General features: G+C 61.6%; 18 protein-coding genes and 1 pseudogene. 9 read left to right on the top strand and 10 right to left on the bottom strand.

The window, feature by feature from the left end; genetic code table 11:
- Positions 1 to 13: 13 nt before the first annotated feature.
- Both PO860_RS14370 and PO860_RS14365 read right to left on the bottom strand, forming a co-directional pair.
- On the bottom strand, positions 14 to 2,365 hold the full coding sequence (locus tag PO860_RS14370) for an EAL domain-containing protein (protein WP_273884309.1): 2,352 nt from the start codon (positions 2,363 to 2,365) through the stop codon (positions 14 to 16).
- A gap of 185 nt (positions 2,366 to 2,550) precedes the next feature.
- Positions 2,551 to 3,159, bottom strand: coding sequence for a 50S ribosomal protein L25/general stress protein Ctc (locus tag PO860_RS14365; protein ID WP_183608042.1), 609 nt, complete (start codon positions 3,157 to 3,159; stop codon positions 2,551 to 2,553).
- A 347-nt stretch (positions 3,160 to 3,506) separates the two neighbouring features.
- Between PO860_RS14365 and PO860_RS14360 the strand changes: the two genes are divergently transcribed.
- Positions 3,507 to 5,066 carry a hypothetical protein gene (locus tag PO860_RS14360; protein WP_273884308.1) on the top strand — a complete coding sequence of 520 codons (1,560 nt, stop codon included), beginning with the start codon at positions 3,507 to 3,509 and terminating at the stop codon, positions 5,064 to 5,066.
- Positions 5,067 to 5,275: 209 nt separating this feature from the next.
- On the opposite strand, the gene PO860_RS14355 is transcribed toward PO860_RS14360, so the two are convergent.
- The 6 genes from PO860_RS14355 to lgt all read right to left on the bottom strand — a co-directional run bounded on the left by PO860_RS14355 (position 5,276) and on the right by lgt (position 11,266).
- Positions 5,276 to 6,208 (bottom strand): ribose-phosphate pyrophosphokinase, encoded by a 933-nt coding sequence (locus PO860_RS14355; RefSeq protein WP_126911616.1) that lies wholly within the window; start codon positions 6,206 to 6,208, stop codon positions 5,276 to 5,278.
- A 105-nt stretch (positions 6,209 to 6,313) separates the two neighbouring features.
- Positions 6,314 to 7,132, bottom strand: coding sequence for a hypothetical protein (locus PO860_RS14350; RefSeq protein WP_272781960.1), 819 nt, complete (start codon positions 7,130 to 7,132; stop codon positions 6,314 to 6,316).
- A gap of 105 nt (positions 7,133 to 7,237) precedes the next feature.
- Positions 7,238 to 8,389, bottom strand: a complete 1,152-nt coding sequence (locus PO860_RS14345) for a M24 family metallopeptidase (protein ID WP_273884307.1) — start codon at positions 8,387 to 8,389, stop codon at positions 7,238 to 7,240.
- A gap of 5 nt (positions 8,390 to 8,394) precedes the next feature.
- On the bottom strand, positions 8,395 to 9,189 hold the full coding sequence (gene pgeF, locus PO860_RS14340) for a peptidoglycan editing factor PgeF (RefSeq protein WP_275037879.1): 795 nt from the start codon (positions 9,187 to 9,189) through the stop codon (positions 8,395 to 8,397).
- Between the two features lie 111 nt (positions 9,190 to 9,300).
- The gene (locus tag PO860_RS14335) at positions 9,301 to 10,401 is read right to left on the bottom strand and encodes a class I SAM-dependent methyltransferase (RefSeq protein ID WP_183608047.1); all 1,101 of its coding nucleotides are present in this window, start codon (positions 10,399 to 10,401) and stop codon (positions 9,301 to 9,303) included.
- Positions 10,402 to 10,417: 16 nt separating this feature from the next.
- Positions 10,418 to 11,266, bottom strand: a complete 849-nt coding sequence (gene lgt / locus PO860_RS14330; RefSeq protein ID WP_183608048.1) for a prolipoprotein diacylglyceryl transferase — start codon at positions 11,264 to 11,266, stop codon at positions 10,418 to 10,420.
- 202 nt (positions 11,267 to 11,468) lie between these two features.
- Between lgt and PO860_RS14325 the strand changes: the two genes are divergently transcribed.
- From PO860_RS14325 to PO860_RS14310, 4 genes are all read left to right on the top strand, one after another.
- Positions 11,469 to 11,729 carry an accessory factor UbiK family protein gene (locus PO860_RS14325; protein ID WP_272781965.1) on the top strand — a complete coding sequence of 87 codons (261 nt, stop codon included), beginning with the start codon at positions 11,469 to 11,471 and terminating at the stop codon, positions 11,727 to 11,729.
- A gap of 441 nt (positions 11,730 to 12,170) precedes the next feature.
- Positions 12,171 to 12,671, top strand: a complete 501-nt coding sequence (locus PO860_RS14320) for a type III secretion system chaperone family protein (protein WP_003541709.1) — start codon at positions 12,171 to 12,173, stop codon at positions 12,669 to 12,671.
- Between the two features lies 1 nt (position 12,672).
- Positions 12,673 to 13,500, top strand: a complete 828-nt coding sequence (gene proC / locus PO860_RS14315; RefSeq protein WP_183608050.1) for a pyrroline-5-carboxylate reductase — start codon at positions 12,673 to 12,675, stop codon at positions 13,498 to 13,500.
- Positions 13,501 to 13,507: 7 nt separating this feature from the next.
- Positions 13,508 to 13,849, top strand: coding sequence for a tRNA-binding protein (locus tag PO860_RS14310; protein WP_183608051.1), 342 nt, complete (start codon positions 13,508 to 13,510; stop codon positions 13,847 to 13,849).
- A gap of 8 nt (positions 13,850 to 13,857) precedes the next feature.
- On the opposite strand, the gene PO860_RS14305 is transcribed toward PO860_RS14310, so the two are convergent.
- Positions 13,858 to 14,559 (bottom strand): MBL fold metallo-hydrolase, encoded by a 702-nt coding sequence (locus tag PO860_RS14305; RefSeq protein ID WP_183608052.1) that lies wholly within the window; start codon positions 14,557 to 14,559, stop codon positions 13,858 to 13,860.
- A 288-nt stretch (positions 14,560 to 14,847) separates the two neighbouring features.
- On the opposite strand from PO860_RS14305, the gene PO860_RS14300 reads away from it, so the two are divergent.
- Positions 14,848 to 15,465, top strand: coding sequence for a DUF1236 domain-containing protein (locus PO860_RS14300; protein ID WP_183608053.1), 618 nt, complete (start codon positions 14,848 to 14,850; stop codon positions 15,463 to 15,465).
- Between the two features lie 185 nt (positions 15,466 to 15,650).
- Positions 15,651 to 15,920, top strand: coding sequence for a hypothetical protein (locus PO860_RS14295; RefSeq protein WP_273884305.1), 270 nt, complete (start codon positions 15,651 to 15,653; stop codon positions 15,918 to 15,920).
- 101 nt (positions 15,921 to 16,021) lie between these two features.
- On the opposite strand, the pseudogene PO860_RS14290 reads toward PO860_RS14295, so the two are convergent.
- Positions 16,022 to 16,414, bottom strand: a pseudogene (locus tag PO860_RS14290) (aminotransferase class IV); the annotation flags it as partial.
- 232 nt (positions 16,415 to 16,646) lie between these two features.
- On the opposite strand from PO860_RS14290, the gene PO860_RS14285 reads away from it, so the two are divergent.
- Positions 16,647 to 17,138 carry a MarR family winged helix-turn-helix transcriptional regulator gene (locus tag PO860_RS14285; RefSeq protein ID WP_183608055.1) on the top strand — a complete coding sequence of 164 codons (492 nt, stop codon included), beginning with the start codon at positions 16,647 to 16,649 and terminating at the stop codon, positions 17,136 to 17,138.
- On the top strand, positions 17,139 to 17,840 hold the full coding sequence (locus tag PO860_RS14280; protein ID WP_097620290.1) for a response regulator: 702 nt from the start codon (positions 17,139 to 17,141) through the stop codon (positions 17,838 to 17,840).
- Positions 17,841 to 17,863: the final 23 nt, after the last annotated feature.

Below are 17,863 nucleotides of genomic sequence, written 5' to 3'. Positions count from 1 at the left end.
CTTCGTTCTTCATTCACGAGGCGCGCGCCACGGCCGATTGTGAGCCCACCAATTGCTCGATGAGCGTGCTTGCATGCTGCGGACGATGGAAGAGGTAGCCCTGGCCGTAGTCAAGCCCCATCTGGTGAAGCGTGCGGCATTCCTCTTCGGTCTCGATGCCCTCGGCGATGACGGTGCAATTCATCTTGTGCGAGAGCGTGGTAATGCCTTCGATCAGCATGCGGCTCTTCTGGCGCACGTCGTCGTCGCCGTCGTTGATCGCGCGGGTGAAGGACTGGTCTATCTTGATGATATCGACAGGGAAGCGGTTGAGGTAGCTCAGCGACGAATAGCCGGTGCCGAAATCGTCCAGCGCGATGCGGCAGCCGAAACGGCGAAGCTCGGTGACGATCATGCGAATTTGCGGGTTGTCGTGCATCAGCACGGCCTCGGTGATCTCGACGACGATGCGCTCGGGGCGGATGCCATGGCGACCGACGATGGCGGCAAGGCGGGCCGGCAGCGCCGGCTCGAACTGCAGCGGCGAGAAATTGATGGCGAGATAGGTGTCCTGCATGCCCGATATCCGGGAAATCTTCGCGAGATTGGCGATCGCCTTTTCCATAATGACGTTGCCGACGCGGACGATCTTTGCCGTCTCTTCGGCGACGCTGATGATCTCGGCCGGCGGCATCAAGCCCTTCTGCGGATGGTTGAGGCGCATCAGCGCTTCGAAACCGGCAATGCCGCGACCGTTCAGATTGACGATCGGCTGCAGGAAGGCCTCGAACCAGTCGTCGACTAGGCCGGCTTCGATATTGGCTTCGATCTCGGCGCGGCTGCGGGCGCGGTCGAGCATGGCGTTGTCGAAGAGCTGCGCGCCATTCTTGCCGTCGCGTTTCTTGGCATACATTGCCAGGTCGGACTTCTGCAGCAGTTCGGCCGCGGTTGCGGCGTGGTGCGGATAGATGGCGATGCCGACGGAAGCACTCAAATGCATGTCGGGGGCGAACGGCGTTTCGAAGATCGAGGCGATCTGCTCGCACATCATCTTGGCGCGTTTTTCGGCGTCCTTGGCCGGCAGCAGGATGGCAAATTCGTCGCCGCCGAGACGGGCCGCCTCATCGGAAGGGGCAAGAAAGGTCTTCAGGCGTTCGACGAGCTCGACCAGCGCCATGTCGCCGGCGGCATGGCCCATATTGTCGTTGATCCACTTGAAGCGATCGAGATCGACGAAGAGGCAGGCAAGCTCCTGGCCGGCTGCGTCGGCGGCGGCGATCTTGTTGTCGAGGACGGCTTCGAAGCCCTGGCGATTGAGAAGCCCGGTCAGGTGATCGGTGATCGCCTGGTGGTGGTTGCGGTCCTCGGAGGCCTTGAGTTCGGTCACATCGGTCATGACCGATAGCGACAGGCGGTCGTGAGCGCCGGCTTCCGCCTCCGATTCCATGATGAGGACGTCCATGGTGCGGCCGTCCAGGCAGACGAACTTGACGGTGACGGTCATGCCGCTCTCGGCCTGGCGGCGCCGGACGAACTTGTCGCGGGTGGTCGATGTGACGAGATCGGCGAAGTTGCGGCCGATGACGGCGGCGCGGTTATAACCTGTGGCAAGCAGCCAGTAATCGCTGACGGCGGTGATGCGATCCTCCTCGTCGAGCGAGAAGAGCATGGCGGGCGTCAGATTATAGATGTCGGTGGCGCGGCGGTGGGCGAGCTTCAGCTCCTTTTCCTCGCTTTCAAGCTTTGTCTGCATCTCGTTGAAGCTGCGGGCAAGCCGTCCCATCTCGTCGTTCGACTGCCAGTCGACATGATGACGGGAGCCCAGCTGGCGGGTGGCCTCGATTGCTGCCGTCAGCCGCAGGAGCGGCTGGATGACGAAGAAACGGTTGCCGATCAGCGCCGTGCCGAAAACGGTCAGCACGGCGAAGATGAAGATCGAGATGAAGACGACCTCTTCCTGCTTCAGGCCGGAAAACAGGCCGAGCGCGGGATAATAGACGCTGATGCTGCCGAGGTTCTTCGGGCCGTCGACGGTGTTGTAGATGATGGCGCGCGACACCTGCACGAGCTTGCCGTCGAAGGAGCGCGGAATAGTGGACTGGCTGACGTCGAGCTGGCCCGACTGGTCGCGCACTTCGACCTTGACGATGGCGCCCTGGGAAACGACCGTCGCGCTGATCTGGGTGACGCTGTCCTCATCGAGGTCCCAGAGCGGTTTTGCCAGCGCCTGGGCATTGGCGACAAGAAGAACGGAAATATGATCGCGTATTTCCTTGTCGGCCCGTTCCGAGGAAAGAAAAAGGAAGAGAACAAAGAGAGGAGCGACAAAAACAAGCAGCGCTCCGCAAACAATCGCAAAAAATCTGTTCTCAACGGAATTGTTCATGGTTCCGTCTACTCCCCCAGGCCGGCCATATTTGCTGTCGCGCGTTCGGGCAGGCTTCATCGCAGCTGACGGGGCATGCTTTCACGAATATGTTAAATTTGCTGAAACGGAGCTCTTTCCGGGCAATGAAAAGCCCGCTTCCCAGGGGGAAGCGGGCCCTATGCTTTACAAATTGCTCGAAGCGATCAGGCTTCGGCTCCGCCTTCCGCAGCGGCCTCGTCAATGCCGCCAGCCGGGGCAATGATGGTCGCGATCGTGAAGTCGCGGTCGATGACCGTCGTGACGCCCTTCGGCAGGGTGACTTCCGAAATATGGATGCTGTCGCCGATCTTCTTGCCGTTGAGGTCAACGTTGAAGAATTCAGGGATCGCATCGGCCGGGCAATGGACTTCGACTTCGTGGCGAACAATGTTCAGAACGCCGCCGACCTTGATGCCCGGGGACTTCTCTTCGTTGATGAAGTGAACGGGGATTTCGACGGTCACCTGGGTGTTGCCGGAGACGCGCAGAAAATCGACGTGCATCGTGAAGTCACGGACCGGATCGAGCTGATAGTCCTTCGGCAGAACCTTGAACTTCTTGCCGTCGACTTCGATCGTCGCCACGGTGGTCATGAAACCACCGGCATGAATGCGCTTCGTCACCTCATTGGTGTTGAGAGCGATGGCAATGGGGGCCTGCTTGTCACCATAGATGACAGCGGGAATCAAACCGTTGCGGCGAAGTTCACGGGCGGACCCCTTACCAACCCGTTCGCGCGCCTCGGCCTTGAGCTCGTAAGTTTCCTGGCTCATGGCTATTCCTTTCGAGGTTATTTGGAGAGTTCAGCGGCGGGCAAAAGCCTTGTTCCGACGAACCGGAGGCGGGTTTCCCCAACCTCATCCGCGTTGCCTCCAAGGGTGTCTACGCGGACCGGTGGCCTATATTATAAGTCGCTCGGAAACGCAAGTTGCGGATTCAGGCTGCTTTCCGGTGAAACGCGCTTCGGCAAGCCGAAACCGCGCCCGACATCGCGGTGATCGTATTCCTGGTCCCGCAAACGGCAAAATCGGCATTCCCGCCACCGTTGAGGTTGACATCGGCGCGCTTCGCATCTTTGGATGGCCGCACTAAAAAAAGCGGCTGAGGAGAAAATCGGACTATGCGTCTCAAACTTGTCACGGCAACGAGCTTGCTGGCACTTTGCCTTGTCACCACGGCCCAGAGCGTCGAGATCAACCAGGACGGCGCCAATGCAGTCAAGGACACCCTGACGAAGCTCCTTCCCCAGGATCTGGCCAAGAGCGGCCTCGTCACCGTCAATCCGGCAGGGGCTCGCTACGAGATCATCTACGATCTGGCGAAGCTGCTTGCCAAGGCCGATCCGGCGACATTCGCAATCAACGGCCTGACGCCGTTCTCGATGTTCGCCACGCCGCTCGACAGCGGGCTCTGGAATATCGAAGGTGACAACAAGCTTGATGTTTCCGGCCATTTCAAAGGCCCAGACCAGAAGCCGGCGGATTTCTCCTATTCCATCGCTTCGCTTGTCTACAGCGGCGTCTTCGACCCGGCGATAAGCTATCTGCGCTCCGGCACCGCCACGGCCAAGGACATCAAGCTTTCCAGCAAGTCCGAGACCGAGGAAGTGCATGCCAGCATCGCCGGGATGGACCAGAAGCTGAGCTCGACGGACAGCGCCGGCGGCAATGGGCGTATCGATTTTGTCGGCAGCGGCACGATGTCGAATTTCGTCGAGCAGGTTTCCGGCCTCCAAATGCCACCCGTTGAAATCCGCGCCGACTCGATCGATGTCGAGGCCAAGGTGAACGGCCTGCCGGCCAAGCAAATCCGCGAGATCGTTCTTTTCGTTCTCGACCATCTCGACGAGAAGGAGTTGAGCCCCGAAAACAGCGACAAGATCAAGGGGATGCTCAAGGAAGCCTTTCCGATTCTTGCCTCGTTCAGCGAGACGATCGGGGTCAATAATCTGGCCGTCAGCAGCCAGATGGGGAATGCCGGCGTCAAGGCGTTCGGTTACAACCTAGCTGTGGACGGGCCGAGCAACGCCATGCGTTTCGGCTTCGGCATGAATGCGCAGGACATCAGCTTCGACAGCCCGCTGATGCCGGCAAGCTATTCGCCTTTCCTACCGACCAGCTTCGAGCTGCAACTCGCCATGCCGAATCTGGATTTCGCCACCTTTGGCGAGGCCTTCATGGCGATGGATTTCAATGACAAGGCGCCGGAGACGAGCGGCGAGGAGATGGGCAAGAAGCTCTTCCGCGACGGCCGGATCGCCGTCGAATTTCCGAAGGTCAGCGCCAAGTCCGATGTTTACGACGTCGACGTAACGGGCAAGATCGAGGGGCGGGTCGACACCGAGAAGGACTATTCGATGGAGGCGACGATCCTTGCCCGCGATCTCGACAAGACGATCGCCGCGGTCCAGGAGCTTGCCAAGACGGATCCCGACCTCAACCAGGTTTCCTTCGGCATCATGATGGTGAAGGGCTTTGCCAAGACCGATGCGGACGGCCGCTCGCGCTGGGACATCAGTGTCAGCCGCGATGGTTCCGTGGCGATCAACGGCCAGCAGATCAAGGGGCCTGATGGTCCGGATGAGGATCAGGATCAAAATACGGGGCTGGAGTCGGAGCAGGAACCGGATCAGGGTCAGGACGCGGTACCTGCGCCGCCGCAGCAGCAGCAGCAGCCTTAAGCATTATCAATTGGGATCAGAAGTGAAAGGGCCGGCGTTGTGCCGGCTTTTTTGCATCCTGCGTCACAAACTTCGCCGAGACCAACGATCGGCACAGCGGTTTGCTCCGGGCCAATCAACGGCCCGCAATTCATGCGGCTCGGTGAGCCCGGTAATGGCTGGTCCATCTGATGCAGAAATTGAAAGAGCCGGTCGGATGCCGGCTCTGTTTAATCGAAGAGGCTGGAGACGGACTCTTCCTGGGCCGTTCGGCTGATGGCTTCGCCGATCAGCGGCGCCGTCGTCACAATGCGGATATTGTGTGCCGAGAGCACGGCCGTGGTCGGCTGGATCGAATCCGTGATCACGAGTTCGCGAAGCTTCGACGAGGTGACGCGGGTGACAGCGCCGCCGGAGAGGACGCCGTGGGTGATATAGGCGGTGACGCTGGATGCGCCCTGGGCCAACATCGCGTCGGCAGCGTTGCAGAGCGTGCCGCCGGAATCGACGATGTCGTCGATCAGCAGGCAGTCCTTGCCGGCGATGTCGCCGATGATGTTCATCACTTCGGATTCACCCGGCCGATCGCGACGCTTGTCGACGATGGCCAGAAGACAGTCCAGCCGCTTGGCAAGCGCGCGGGCGCGAACCACGCCGCCGACATCCGGCGAGACGACCATGACGTTGCTGAGGTCATAATGACTCTTGATGTCGCGCGTCAGGACGGGCAGGGCGAAGAGATTGTCTGTGGGTATATCGAAAAAGCCCTGGATCTGACCTGCGTGGAGATCGAGCGTCATGACGCGGTCGGCGCCGGCTTCGGTAATCAGGTTTGCAACCAGCTTGGCGGAGATCGGTGTGCGGCCTGAAGCACGACGGTCCTGACGGGCATAGCCGAAATAGGGAAGAACCGCCGTGATGCGGCGTGCCGAGGAGCGACGCATCGCGTCGATCATGATCAGCAATTCCATCAGGTGGTCGTTGGCAGGAAAGGCGGTGGGCTGTACGAGGAAAACGTCCTCGCCGCGCACATTCTCCTGGATTTCCACGAAGATTTCCTGATCGGCAAACCTTCGGACACTGGCTTTCCCCAAGGGAACATTGAGATAGGTGCAGATCGCTTCGGCGAGTTGCCGGTTCGAATTGCCTGCGAAAACCTTCATTTTGGTCCGCCTGTTATGCGCTGATAGCCGCGCTTTTTAGCCAGCTTCCCCATGAATGCAAGGGGAAAGGCGTCACAGGCTTTGATATTTGCAAAAAGTTTGTGACTAACCGCCCTGCGTCTGCCGCCAGGAGGAGAATTCCGCGATGGTTTTCGAGCCGATCTGCTGCATCACCGAGGCCGGGACGCCCGCCCAGGGATCGGCCGCGGCCGTCGGCACGCTTTCCTGCCCCTGGATGCGGTGCAGGCGGCCGCCGCCACTGTCGAGAACGTCCCAGACATAGACTACGGTGACCTTGCCGTCGTCGCTGAAGGCGGACAGATAGCCTTTGAGAATGTAATCGCTGCTCGCATCGGTCGAACTCTTGATGGAGAGGCCGTGGGCCCGCGCCTCGGCGCCGAGTTGGCGCGAGAGCGGCGTCACCGCCTGCACCGGAGCGCCGATGATCGGCAGGAAGCGCACGGTATTGCCGCGGGAAGAGGCGTTGGGGCTGACGGCGGCGGTCTGCTGCGGCTGTTGCGCTTCGGCCGGCTGCGCCGACTGTGCGTCCAGCCCACCGTCTGAAGCCGGCGGCGGCAGCGCTTGTCCCTCGATCGGGGCGGAGGCGGCCGGCGAGGAGCTGTTCCTCGACAGGGCGTCAGCCTGTTCCTGCATCGTCGTCGGCGGCGCGCCGGGGCCGGGCCGATAGGCCCGCTGCGACTGATCATAGGCTGGATGGTAGCCGCCGGGCTGCGGGCTTCCGGTAAACCCCGGCTGACGGGCGCCCGCCAAACGCTCGGCTTCGCTCTGGGTCACCGGGCTCGACGACGGGCGCCCGGAAGAATCGCCGATATCGACCTGCGGCGTCAGCGCATCGGTGGTGTTGCAAGCGGTTAGCAGAGCCATGACGACCAGGAGCGTGGGCACAATCGCAGCTCGCGTCATCCCTTGATCCGTCCTTCCCACAATCGCATCAGCCCCACCCGAATTTATGCGGGTGGGGAAGGTCCTCTGTCAATTCCGGATTATCAACCGGAGCAAGCTCGATCTTTAAAGCCCGATGAAATCGAGCGGATGGCGGGAGAGCGCACGTGGCGCATCCGCTGTCGTCAGATAGGTCTGGCCGAGCGTCATCGCCGTGCCCGTATCGGAATCGGCGATGATCATGTGCACGAAGAGCGACATGTTCGGCTCGATCGGCTGCGGATTGCCGACATGGAACATCTGATGCTCCATCCAGGAGGGCGAGAAGCGGGCGCCGAGCGAATAGCCGCAGGCATTCAGCCGATGGCGGGCAAGGCCGCGCTCATCGATGATCCTGGCATGCATGTCGAAGACATCGCCGAATGTATGGCCGGGCTTCAGCACGGTCTCGATCGCCTCGATCGTCTCGCGGCAGGCGTTGTAGAGCTCGCGGTGGCGGTGCGTCGGTTCGCCGATGACGATCGTGCGCATCATGGCGGCATGGTAATGGGCATAGGCACCGGCCCATTCGAGCGTCAGCTGGTCGTTGGCGTCGAGCTTGCGGCGGCCGGCCTTGTAGCGGCAGAGCAGGGCATCGGCGGCAGAGCCGATGATGAATTCGTTGGCGGGATAGTCGCCGCCGCCGGAAAAGATCGCGCCCTGCATGGCGGCGAGGATATCGGCCTCGTCGGCGCCGGGTTTGGTCAGCCGGATCGCGGCATCGAGTGCATCGTCGGCGAGAACGGCGGCGCGCTCGACATAGGCGAGTTCGGTCGGGCTTTTGATCAGGCGAAGGCGGCTGACGAGATAGGAAGCGTCGACGATCTGGCCGAAGGCGGTCAGCTGCGCGTCGAGCAGGCGGGCGACGCGGCCGGTCATGCCGTGCGTATCATATTCGACACCGATGCGGGCGCCGAGCAGATCCATCTCGACCAGCAGGTTCTTCAGGTCGAGCGTCGGATCGGCGTTGACCCGGTCGACCCAGACGTGGATGTCCTCGAGGATCGAGGTATGCCTGGCCTGGCGAAGATCGGCCGAGCGGGTGATCAGCGCCATGGTGCCGTCGCTCTTGACGACCAGCGTCTGGAAGAAGCAGTAGCCGAAGGTGTCGTAGCCGGTCAGCCAGTACATACTTTCCTGAGCGAAGAGCAGCAGGGCGTCGAGTTTTTCTTCCTTCATCTTTTCGGTGAGGCGCGCAAGCCGGCTTGCGAACTCGGCCTTTTCGAAATGGAGTGCCATTCTGCTCAAGTCTCCCTGATTGATATCGCTGAAATCTGGCGGCCGTAGTCCGGTTCTTTACGATGCGTCGTCCTGCGGTAGGAAAAGAAGCGCTCGCTATCCGGATAGGTGCAAAGGCCAAGGCTTTCGGCCCGCACGCCGGCCCGGGCCAGCCTGTCGATGGTCAGTGCCGGCAGATCGAACATGGCGTGCCCTGATGTTGCTGACGGTACGAAGAAGCGCTCGTAATCCGGATCCTCGGCGATGAAGCGGTCGACGAATTCCGGGCCGACCTCATAGCTTGCCTGGCTGATCGAGGGGCCGAGGCAGGCGACAATGCAAGCGCGTTCGGCCCCCAGCGCTTCCATGGCAGCGATGGTGTTTTCGAGCACGCCAGTCAGCGCGCCCTTCCAGCCGGCATGGGCAGCGCCGATGACGCGATTGTCGGGATCGGCAAAAAGGATCGGGCCGCAATCGGCGGCGAGCACGCCAAGCGCAATGCCAGGCGTGGCGGTCACCATCGCATCCGCCTCGGGGCGGGCGCCGTCGTAATCGACGCCGATCGTCGCGACATCCGGGGAATGGACCTGATGCACGGTCGCCAGCCGCTCGATCGGCAGGCTGAACCAGGCGGCAACGCGGCGGCGGTTTTCCATAACCTTGTCGCGTTCGTCGCTGGAGCCGAGGCCGACATTGAGGCCACGATAGATCCCTTCGGAAACGCCGCCGGCTCGGGTGAAATAACCGTGGCGGATGGTGCTGCCCGCCGCTTCGTTCAGCAGCGCGCTTTCGATCGGTGCGGGAGAGGCCGCGTCCTGCATCTGTGATTCCGGGGTTTTTAAGGGGTTTGTTATTGTCCCAAGCGCATCGCACCGGCGGCGCGCTTCAAGTTCTTGTTTCGCTGGGATGTTGAACCAGCCGCGTGCGCCCTGTCAATCCACCGGACGAAAGGGCATGAGGTCGATGGCGGGATGAGAGACCGCCATCACCTTGAAGAGTTCACCCATCCGGCCTTCACCGGCGCCGGCGAGCCGTTCGACTGCGGCCTGGATGACTTGCTGGGTTTGCAGTTCGCGATCTTTGCCGAGGGCGGCGGCGCGCTCGAGGATGCCGAGACCGGTCAGAAAATCACCCTGATGCAGGGCGCCGTTCAGATGGACGCCGGCTGCAAGCGCCGTTTCGGCGAGCTGCTGGAAGTCGACATGGCTCGTCAGATCGGCTTCACCGGGATGGGCGAGCGGGGGGTCGAATTCATGCATGCGCACGGCCTGCAGCGTATCGCCGAAGCCGGTGACGAGATGGCCGTAGTCGATCGCGAGCGCCGTTCCGCCGAAGGCGCGCAGCCGCTCGCAGATCGCCATCATCACCGCCTGGCGGGCAGGCGAGATCTCGAAGAGCGTGCCGAGCGGCAGGTTCTGCACCGATTCCGGGAGAAGTGCTGGATCGAGACCGGCGACGCCGGCGGCGAAAGTCAGTTCGCCATCGGCATCGAGCCCGACCATGCGCTCGCGGAAGCCCGTCTGCGTGCGGACGAACTGGCGGATCGGGATAGCGTCGAACAGCTCGTTGGCGGCGATCAGCGTGAAGCCCGACGGTACTTCGTCGAAACCGTTGTGCCAGGCGATCTTGTCGCCGTAATCCTCGAGCGTCTGGCTCTGAACGTCGCGCAGGCGTTCGCTGGTTTCGACGAGATGCACGGTCATCGCATCCAGGAGCGGCGGGGCGATGCGGGAGATGACGCGCAGCATATCCGCCATCATGGTGCCGCGGCCGGGGCCGATCTCGACGAGGCGCACGTCCGCCGGCGTCCCATGGCGTTGCCAGGCATGGACGATGAAGACGCCGATCATCTCGCCGAAAATCTGACTGACCTCGGGTGCTGTGACGAAATCGCCGGAACGGCCGAAGGGCTCGCGGGTGCGGTAATAGCCATGTTCGGGATCGGCCAGGCACAGCGAGAAATAATCGGTGACGCTGATCGGGCCGTTGGCCTGGATGATCGCCTTGATCTTTTCGCCGAGAGCGGTGGTCATGTCGCGTCCTGCCGTATTAGAGCTGCAGCGCAGCCTGGCGGCGAGCCCGCAGCATCGCCCAGAGGCCGAGCAGGATCATCGGGGAGGAGAGGACCATGCCCATGGTCAGCCAGTTGGTGCCGAGGAGGTAACCGAGTTGGGCGTCGGGCTCGCGGAAGAACTCGACGAAGATGCGCGACAGCGCATAACCGCAGACGAAAACGCCTGTGATGAAGCCCGGGCTTTTCAGGGCGCGCATGCCGTAGACGAGGGCGGCCAGCACCAGGAGCAGAACAATGCCTTCGAGGCCGGCCTCGTAGAGCTGGCTCGGGTGGCGGGCGAAGGGACCGCCGGTCGGGAAGACCACGGCCCAGGGCACGTCGGTCAACCGGCCCCAGAGTTCGCCATTGATGAAGTTGGCGATGCGGCCGAAGAACAGACCGAAGGGAACGACTGTCGCGACGATGTCGAACAGGCTCCAGGTCGGGATGGCGTTGCGGCGGGCAAAGAGGATCATGGCGATCGTCGTGCCGGTCAGGCCGCCATGGAAGGACATGCCGCCGTTCCAGATCTCGAGCGCACGGATGGGGCTGCGCAGGACGGCCGGAAGATCATAGAAGAAAATATAGCCGAGACGACCGCCAAGCACGACGCCGAGGGCTGCCCAGACGATGAAATCATCGAGCTGCGTCCTTGATATCGGCGCGCGATTGCCGGGCCAGAGACTGTCGTTGGCGGCGAGGCGGCGCGCATAGGCCCAGCCGAGCAGGATGCCGGCGACATAAGCGAGACCGTACCAGTGAATCGCCAGCGGACCGATCGAAACGGCAATCGGATCGATATCCGGGAAAGGCATGATGGCAAGGAGATCGGCGGCTATCGGCAAGGTTTTCCCATCCGTTGAGGTCGGCGGAACATGCCGCTGCGATCCCGGACGGTCAAGTCCATTGTTCGTGATGGCTCCTTCGCGGCCGGTTCCGGCAAGCTTATCCGATGCAAAGCGCTTGCATCGCGGGTGGTGAAGCCCTACCTCAATCTTCGAGGCCCCGAAGGGCTGAATTCACCTCATGCCAAGGGAGAAAAACGCCATGACGACCGGAACGAACCGCATCATGGACGAATTCGCCAAGCTGATGACCGATGCGGCCGGCGCCGCCCAGGGCGTCCGCAAGGAGATCGAAACCGCCTTCAACGCTCAGGCCGAGCGCTGGCTGAACAGCATGGATATCGTCAAGCGCGAGGAGTTCGAAGCCGTGCGCGAGATGGCGATCAAGGCGCGCGACGAAAACGAGGCGCTTGCTGCCCGCATCGCGGCACTTGAGGCAAAACTTACCGGCGAAGGCCATTAAAACACGTCGCGATCGTAAAACCGCTGCCCACATCTGCGGGACATGTCTGAAAGTCCCGATACGACGCAGGATGCGGCATGGCCTTGTTGCCACATGCCGCATCTTTCATAAAAAATTCAGGTGAGTTTTCCACCTGTGGACACTGCCAAAAAAGCCAATTCGCAGAGTCGCTTATTCTCCCTTCTGAATTGAATTTCGAAGAGCCTTTCCACAGTGGCCGGTCCTATTTTCCCTTCTGGGGGCTGGCAGGGGGCAAGGGGCGCTATACACTGATTTTAAATGATGATTCGAAGCGACTTGGTAAGCTCCGGGCAGGTTATCTGCGTTAAGTCTGGCAGCGGTTCAACGATCATCCGAGTGGTGGTTCCGGTATTTGCGTGTGTCTTTTCTTGTGTTCGTACACCAAGTTAGTCGCATTCGTTCCGGTCAAGAAGGTGCTGCATGAACCTGATGGAATTGGAAGTCGAGCGTCAGTCGAACCCGGTCGATATGATCGAGTACGTTGCCTCCAACAACGACTGGTCGTTCGAACGGTCCGGCGAGGACGAGATCGCGATGACGGTCGAGGGTCGCTGGACGGACTACCATGTCTCCTTCTCCTGGATGGAGGAGTTCGAGGCGCTGCACCTTGGTTGCGCCTTCGATATCAAAGTTCCCGACATCAGGGTCAACGAGGTGGTCAAGCTGCTCTCGGCGATCAACGGGCAGGTGCTGATGGGGCATTTCGACCTCTGGCGCCAGGAAGATGTCGTGATTTTTCGCCAGTCACTGCTGCTTGCCGGCGGTGCGGAGCCGACCAACCGCCAGGTTGAGGTGCTGCTGTCCAGCGCGCTCGACACCTGCGAGGCCTATTTCCAGGCATTCCAGTTCGTCGTCTGGTCCGGCATGGAGGCAACGAAGGCGATGGAAGCCGTGCTGTTCGAAACGGTTGGAGAGGCATAAGATGCCGACGAAGGCTTTCTCCTCGGAAAAACCCGTCGTCCTGATCGGTGCCGGAAACATGGGCGGGGCGATGCTCTCCGGCTGGCTGAAGAGCGGCGTCCCGGGCTCGGCCGTCATCGTCGTCGATCCCGGCCCCTCACCGGCAATGCTCGCGACGATCAGTGAGGCGGGTGCGAAGCATCTGACCGCGCTTCCGGCGGATCTGAAGGCCAGCGTTCTGTTTCTGGCGGTCAAACCGCAGGTGATGGAAACGGTGTTGCCGGCGGTGAAGAGCGCCGTCGGCACGGAAACGGTCGTGGTTTCGGTCGCGGCCGGCAAGACGCTCGGTTTCCTCGAGAGACATCTCGGCAAAGCCGCCATGGTGCGGGCCATGCCGAACACGCCTGCTATGGTCGGGCGCGGCGTCACCGGCGCCTTTGCCAATGCCGGTGTCGGCGCTCAGCAGCGTGAGCGTGTCCATTCGCTTCTCAGTGTCTCGGGTCCGGTCGAATGGGTGCCCGCCGAGGCTGATATCGATGCCGTAACGGCGCTTTCGGGCAGCGGTCCTGCCTATGTGTTCTATCTCGTCGAATGTATGGCGGAGGCAGGCCGTAAACTCGGCTTGCAGGCGGACCTCGCCATGCGTCTTGCGCGGGAAACAGTCGCGGGGGCTGGTGAACTTTTGCACCAGTCCCCCGACGACGCTTCGCGGCTGCGGCAGAATGTGACCTCTCCTGGCGGCACGACGGCGGCCGCACTCGCCGTGCTGATGGCCGAAAACGGCATGCAGCCTCTGTTCGATGCTGCGCTTGCGGCGGCGCGCAAGCGGGCTGAAGAGTTGGCGGGCTGACGCAGACATGGCGGAAGAGATCACCTACAACGATTTCGAGCGCGTCGACATCCGCGTCGGTACGATCGTCGAGGTCGCTCCCTTTCCGGAAGCGCGCAAGCCGGCATTCAAACTGGTGATCGATTTCGGCCCCGACATCGGCACGAAAAAATCCTCGGCGCAGATCACCGTCCATTATACGCCGGAAAGCCTGATCGGCCGGCAGGTGCTCAGCGTCGTCAACTTCCCGCCGCGCCAGATCGGGCCGTTCCGCTCGGAGGTGCTGACACTGGGTTTCGAGGACGAGAACGGCGCGATTGTGCTGGCGGCCGTCGAGCAGCCGGTGCCGAACGGCAGGAAGCTGATGTGAGCGTGAGCTCAGATCGTCTTACCAGGCGTTTGGCCTGATGCGTTCGTGCCGGATGCCCCGCCGGCTCTGATTTCCTGCAGAAATGGATTGCTCCGCCGTTCATCGCCGATGCGGCTGCCGGGGCCGTGGCCGCAGATGAAGCCGACGTCGTCGCCGAGCGGCAATACCTTATCGCGGATCGAATCGAGAAGCTGCTGATGATTGCCGCCGGGCAGGTCCGTCCGCCCGATCGAGCCGTTGAAGAGCACATCGCCGAGATGGGCGAAATTCTGTGTGCGGTTGAAATAGATGACGTGGCCGGGCGCATGGCCGGGCGCGTGATAGACCTCGAATTCGTGGGTACCGAAGGAGATCTTGTCGCCATCCTTCAGCCAGCGGTCGGGCAGGACGTTGCGCAATCCCGATATACCATATTTTGCGGCCTGGGACTCGATCCGCTGCAGCAGCGGCAGGTCGTCCTGATGCGGGCCAACCACGTCGACGTTCAAGGCCTCCTTCAGTTCGCTGGCCCCACCGGCATGGTCGAGATGGCCGTGGGTCAGCCAGATTTCCTTGATGGTCAGGCCGTTTTGCGCGATCGCCTGTTGGATCAGCGGCACGTCGCCGCCCGGATCGACGACGACGCCTTCCTTGGTATCGGCATCGAAGAAGATCGTGCAATTTTGCTGGAAGGGTGTCACCGGAATGATGCCGGCTTGGAGCATGCCCATAAGTGCCTCGCTTAGTGTCTACGATGCTCAGGGTATAGTCCGAAACGAATGCAAGGACAGCCGGAATCTTCTGCCTCCGCGGCCTGCCTCACGGCAAAAAGACGGACTGCAACAAGAATTTATGCCTCTCTTCACCATCATCACCGGGCGAAAAAATCGAGTTTTGTCCAATCCTTCAAAGCAGTTGCATGGAATCTCCCATAAGTAGTGTTTCGCGCAGGGGGAGCGCATGGGAACATCGTCGAACCCGGCGCGTTGTCCGCCCATCGAAACCAAGGAGACGCTCCTATGACCTTGAAGAGAAACATTCTGCTGGCGGGAGCCGTGCTCCTGGCGAGCGGCGGTCTTGCGCAGGCGGAGATGATGGCGACGACCGTCAATGATCTCAACGTCCGCGCCGGCCCTGGCCCGCAATATCCGGCAGTCGGTCTTGCCACGCGTGGCTCGACCGCGGTGCTCGACGGCTGTATCGAAGGCAGCCGCTGGTGCCGTGTCGACGTCAATGGTATGCGCGGCTGGGTCTATGCCGATTATCTGCAGGTCGACCGCGGCGGCAGCCCGGTCATCGTTGAACAGCACCGCGCCGAGATAGGCGTTCCCGTCGTGACCTACGAGTCGACCGGAAGTGTCGTTCCCGCCGAGCCTCAACCGGCGCCTGGCGACGAATTGCTCGGCCCCGTCGGGTCGGTCGAAACCATCACGCCACCTGAGACGGTCCGCACCTATATCGAGACCAACCCGGCTGACACCGTGCGGCTCGGCGGCGATGTCGTCGTCGGCGCGCAGGTGCCTGCCGACGTCACCTTCCAGACGATTCCCGACTACGAGTACCGCTATACGAGGATCAACGACCGGCCGGTGCTGGTCGATCCCGGTACGCGCCGGATCGTCTACGTCTATCAATGACGCGATTGGCAAAAACTGAGGGCGAGGCGGACGTCAGGCCGCCTCGTTCCGGGCCAGTTCTGCCTTGCCTTAATCCCGCATCGGTTGATTTTTCTTAACGCTTTCCTCCGAAATATGATAAAATGCTAATATGCTGAAGGTTCGGCATGGATCGGCGATCGGGGAGATCGCCACAGGAGGAAATCATGGAAGCGCTACTTCCGCTCGTCATCCAATTAATAGCAGGCGCCATCGGCGGTAACGCCGCAAGCGCCGCCTTGAAGCAGCAGGCACTGAATATCGTCGCCCGCACGATCGCAGGCGCGATCGGCGGCGTGGCCGGCGGCATGCTGGTCAGCATGGTCGGCGGCGAAGCGGCGATGACCGGCCTGATCGCCGACGGCATCGGCGGTCTCATCGGCGGCGGCATTCTCTCGACGCTCGCCGGACTGGTTATGGCGCGGGCACATAGGTAAAAGGCCAGACACTCCGGCCGGAGCGAACGCGTGACGGATCTTATTCGGCGGCGACCGCCGCGGGATAGACTCCTTTAAGTCGTCGTTTATCAGGGTTCGGAAATCCTGCGCTCGATCACGGCAATGCTGCGGCGTTTGGCGAGTTCGATCACGGTCTGGCGAGTGATCGTTCATAATCGAGCATTATCGCATCCGCATAACTCTTGGCTGCAGCGGCGTGCTTGGAAACAAGTGCAGATCACGGAGAGACCGGCCGCCTTGGAGGCGCAGGGCGCGGTCTTCGGATCCGGACGACGGTGTTCGGCGATGTCGAGCCGGTTGCTCTGCAACTTCTCGGTCGGGTTGAAAGAGCTGCCCCATTGCCCAGACGGCGATGGTGACGTTGATGCGATTGGCCTGCGCCGAAACGCCCATCATTTCGCTGCCGCGCCAGGCAATCGGGCGGTATAGGCATCCTGGAAATCCTGGCGCTTCAATAGCCCGACGGTCGCCGCGGGCGCCATGCCTGTTGATTGTTGTCCCCATTACGTTTTATCCACAGACGCAAGGGGAAATTGCGCGGTGCGTCGGAGTGCCGGACGGGATTTGGTTTCCAGGGAAACGAGAGGCCGTGTGGGGCTCCCGGCAGAGCACGGGGAGCCAGCAGCGACGCAAGATACGCCAATAAAATTGACATATCTTCGCGAAAGTTTCCGGCTGTGCTGGGAAAAAGAAAGGAAATGCCGAGTGTCACGACAGACCGGTCCGAAAGCGGGCAAGCCGGAGCCGCTGGCCACGGCGATGGAAGATACCGACATGATCGATTTCGAGATCATCGAGCAGTTCTTCTTTGCCTATCGCGATTTCGTTTCCGATCCTGACGCCATCCTCGAAAAGAGCGGCTTCGGTCGGGCGCATCACCGGGTCGTGCATTTCGTCAACCGCAATCCCGGCATGACGGTGGCCGATCTTCTCGATACGCTGCGGATCACCAAGCAGAGCCTTGCAAGGGTGCTGAAACAGCTGATCGATTCAGGTTATATTCGCCAGGTGGCGGGGCCTGAGGACCGGCGGCAGCGCAAGCTCTATCCGACGAAATCCGGACGGGAGCTGGCGCTTGCCCTTGCCGAGCCGCAATCGCGCCGCATTGAGCGGGCATTCGAAGGGGCTTCTGCGGAGGTGCGGGAGGGCGTAAAAGCTTTCCTCAGAGGGATGCGGGACAGACAGAAGGCGGATTGAATGGCGGTCAAGACAGGTATTTCCGACGATGCGGCGCATCTGCTGGTGGTCGACGACGACTCGCGCATCCGCGCGCTGCTCAATCGTTATCTCGCCGAGAACGGCTTCCGCGTCACCGTCGCCGCCGACGGCGCCGAGGCGCAGCGCAAGCTCACGGGCCTCGATTTCGATCTCATCATCATGGATGTGATGATGCCCGGCGAATCCGGCATCGAGGTCACCCGTGGGCTTCGCGCCATCAAGAACGTGCCGATCATCATGCTGACGGCGCTGGCGGAATCGGGCAATCGCATCGAAGGGTTGGAGGCGGGGGCCGACGACTATCTTTCCAAGCCCTTCGATCCGCGCGAACTGGTGCTGCGCATCAACAACATCCTGCGCCGCAATGCCGGCGGCGAGGGGCCGAAGATCGAACAGGTGATGTTTGGTCCCTACACCTTCTCGCTGACTCGCAAGGAGCTGAAGAAGGCCAGCGAGGTGATCCGGCTCACCGACCGCGAGCAGGAGATCATGCTGCTCTTTGCGCGCCGCGCCGGCGATACGATCCCGCGTCACGAGCTGATCGGCAACGACACCGAGGTGGGCGAGCGAACGATCGACGTGCAGATCAACCGGCTGCGGCGCAAGATCGAGGAAGATCCGGCCAACCCCGTCTGGCTGCAGACGGTGCGCGGTATCGGATACAGGCTGAGCATCGATTAAACTCAAGATCAGGACCGGCGCTG

It is taken from the genome of Rhizobium binxianense, assembly GCF_028994275.1.
GTDB lineage: Bacteria > Pseudomonadota > Alphaproteobacteria > Rhizobiales > Rhizobiaceae > Rhizobium > Rhizobium binxianense.
The sequence above is the reverse complement of the archived record's forward strand: the minus strand, read 5'-3'. Positions and strand labels throughout refer to the sequence as shown.

Coding starts and splice junctions, on each gene's coding strand:
- PO860_RS14350 (WP_272781960.1), bottom strand. CDS start 7,132: ATGACGCGAGCTGCGATTGTGCCCACGCTCCTGGTCGTCATGGCTCTG.
- pgeF (WP_275037879.1), bottom strand. CDS start 9,189: ATGCAGGACGCGGCCTCTCCCGCACCGATCGAAAGCGCGCTGCTGAAC.
- PO860_RS14300 (WP_183608053.1), top strand. CDS start 14,848: ATGACCTTGAAGAGAAACATTCTGCTGGCGGGAGCCGTGCTCCTGGCG.
- PO860_RS14280 (WP_097620290.1), top strand. CDS start 17,139: ATGGCGGTCAAGACAGGTATTTCCGACGATGCGGCGCATCTGCTGGTG.
- PO860_RS14370 (WP_273884309.1), bottom strand. CDS start 2,365: ATGAACAATTCCGTTGAGAACAGATTTTTTGCGATTGTTTGCGGAGCG.
- PO860_RS14335 (WP_183608047.1), bottom strand. CDS start 10,401: ATGACCACCGCTCTCGGCGAAAAGATCAAGGCGATCATCCAGGCCAAC.
- proC (WP_183608050.1), top strand. CDS start 12,673: ATGCCGACGAAGGCTTTCTCCTCGGAAAAACCCGTCGTCCTGATCGGT.
- PO860_RS14360 (WP_273884308.1), top strand. CDS start 3,507: ATGCGTCTCAAACTTGTCACGGCAACGAGCTTGCTGGCACTTTGCCTT.
- PO860_RS14325 (WP_272781965.1), top strand. CDS start 11,469: ATGACGACCGGAACGAACCGCATCATGGACGAATTCGCCAAGCTGATG.
- PO860_RS14355 (WP_126911616.1), bottom strand. CDS start 6,208: ATGAAGGTTTTCGCAGGCAATTCGAACCGGCAACTCGCCGAAGCGATC.
- PO860_RS14345 (WP_273884307.1), bottom strand. CDS start 8,389: ATGGCACTCCATTTCGAAAAGGCCGAGTTCGCAAGCCGGCTTGCGCGC.
- PO860_RS14320 (WP_003541709.1), top strand. CDS start 12,171: ATGAACCTGATGGAATTGGAAGTCGAGCGTCAGTCGAACCCGGTCGAT.
- PO860_RS14295 (WP_273884305.1), top strand. CDS start 15,651: ATGGAAGCGCTACTTCCGCTCGTCATCCAATTAATAGCAGGCGCCATC.
- PO860_RS14310 (WP_183608051.1), top strand. CDS start 13,508: ATGGCGGAAGAGATCACCTACAACGATTTCGAGCGCGTCGACATCCGC.
- PO860_RS14305 (WP_183608052.1), bottom strand. CDS start 14,559: ATGGGCATGCTCCAAGCCGGCATCATTCCGGTGACACCCTTCCAGCAA.
- PO860_RS14365 (WP_183608042.1), bottom strand. CDS start 3,159: ATGAGCCAGGAAACTTACGAGCTCAAGGCCGAGGCGCGCGAACGGGTT.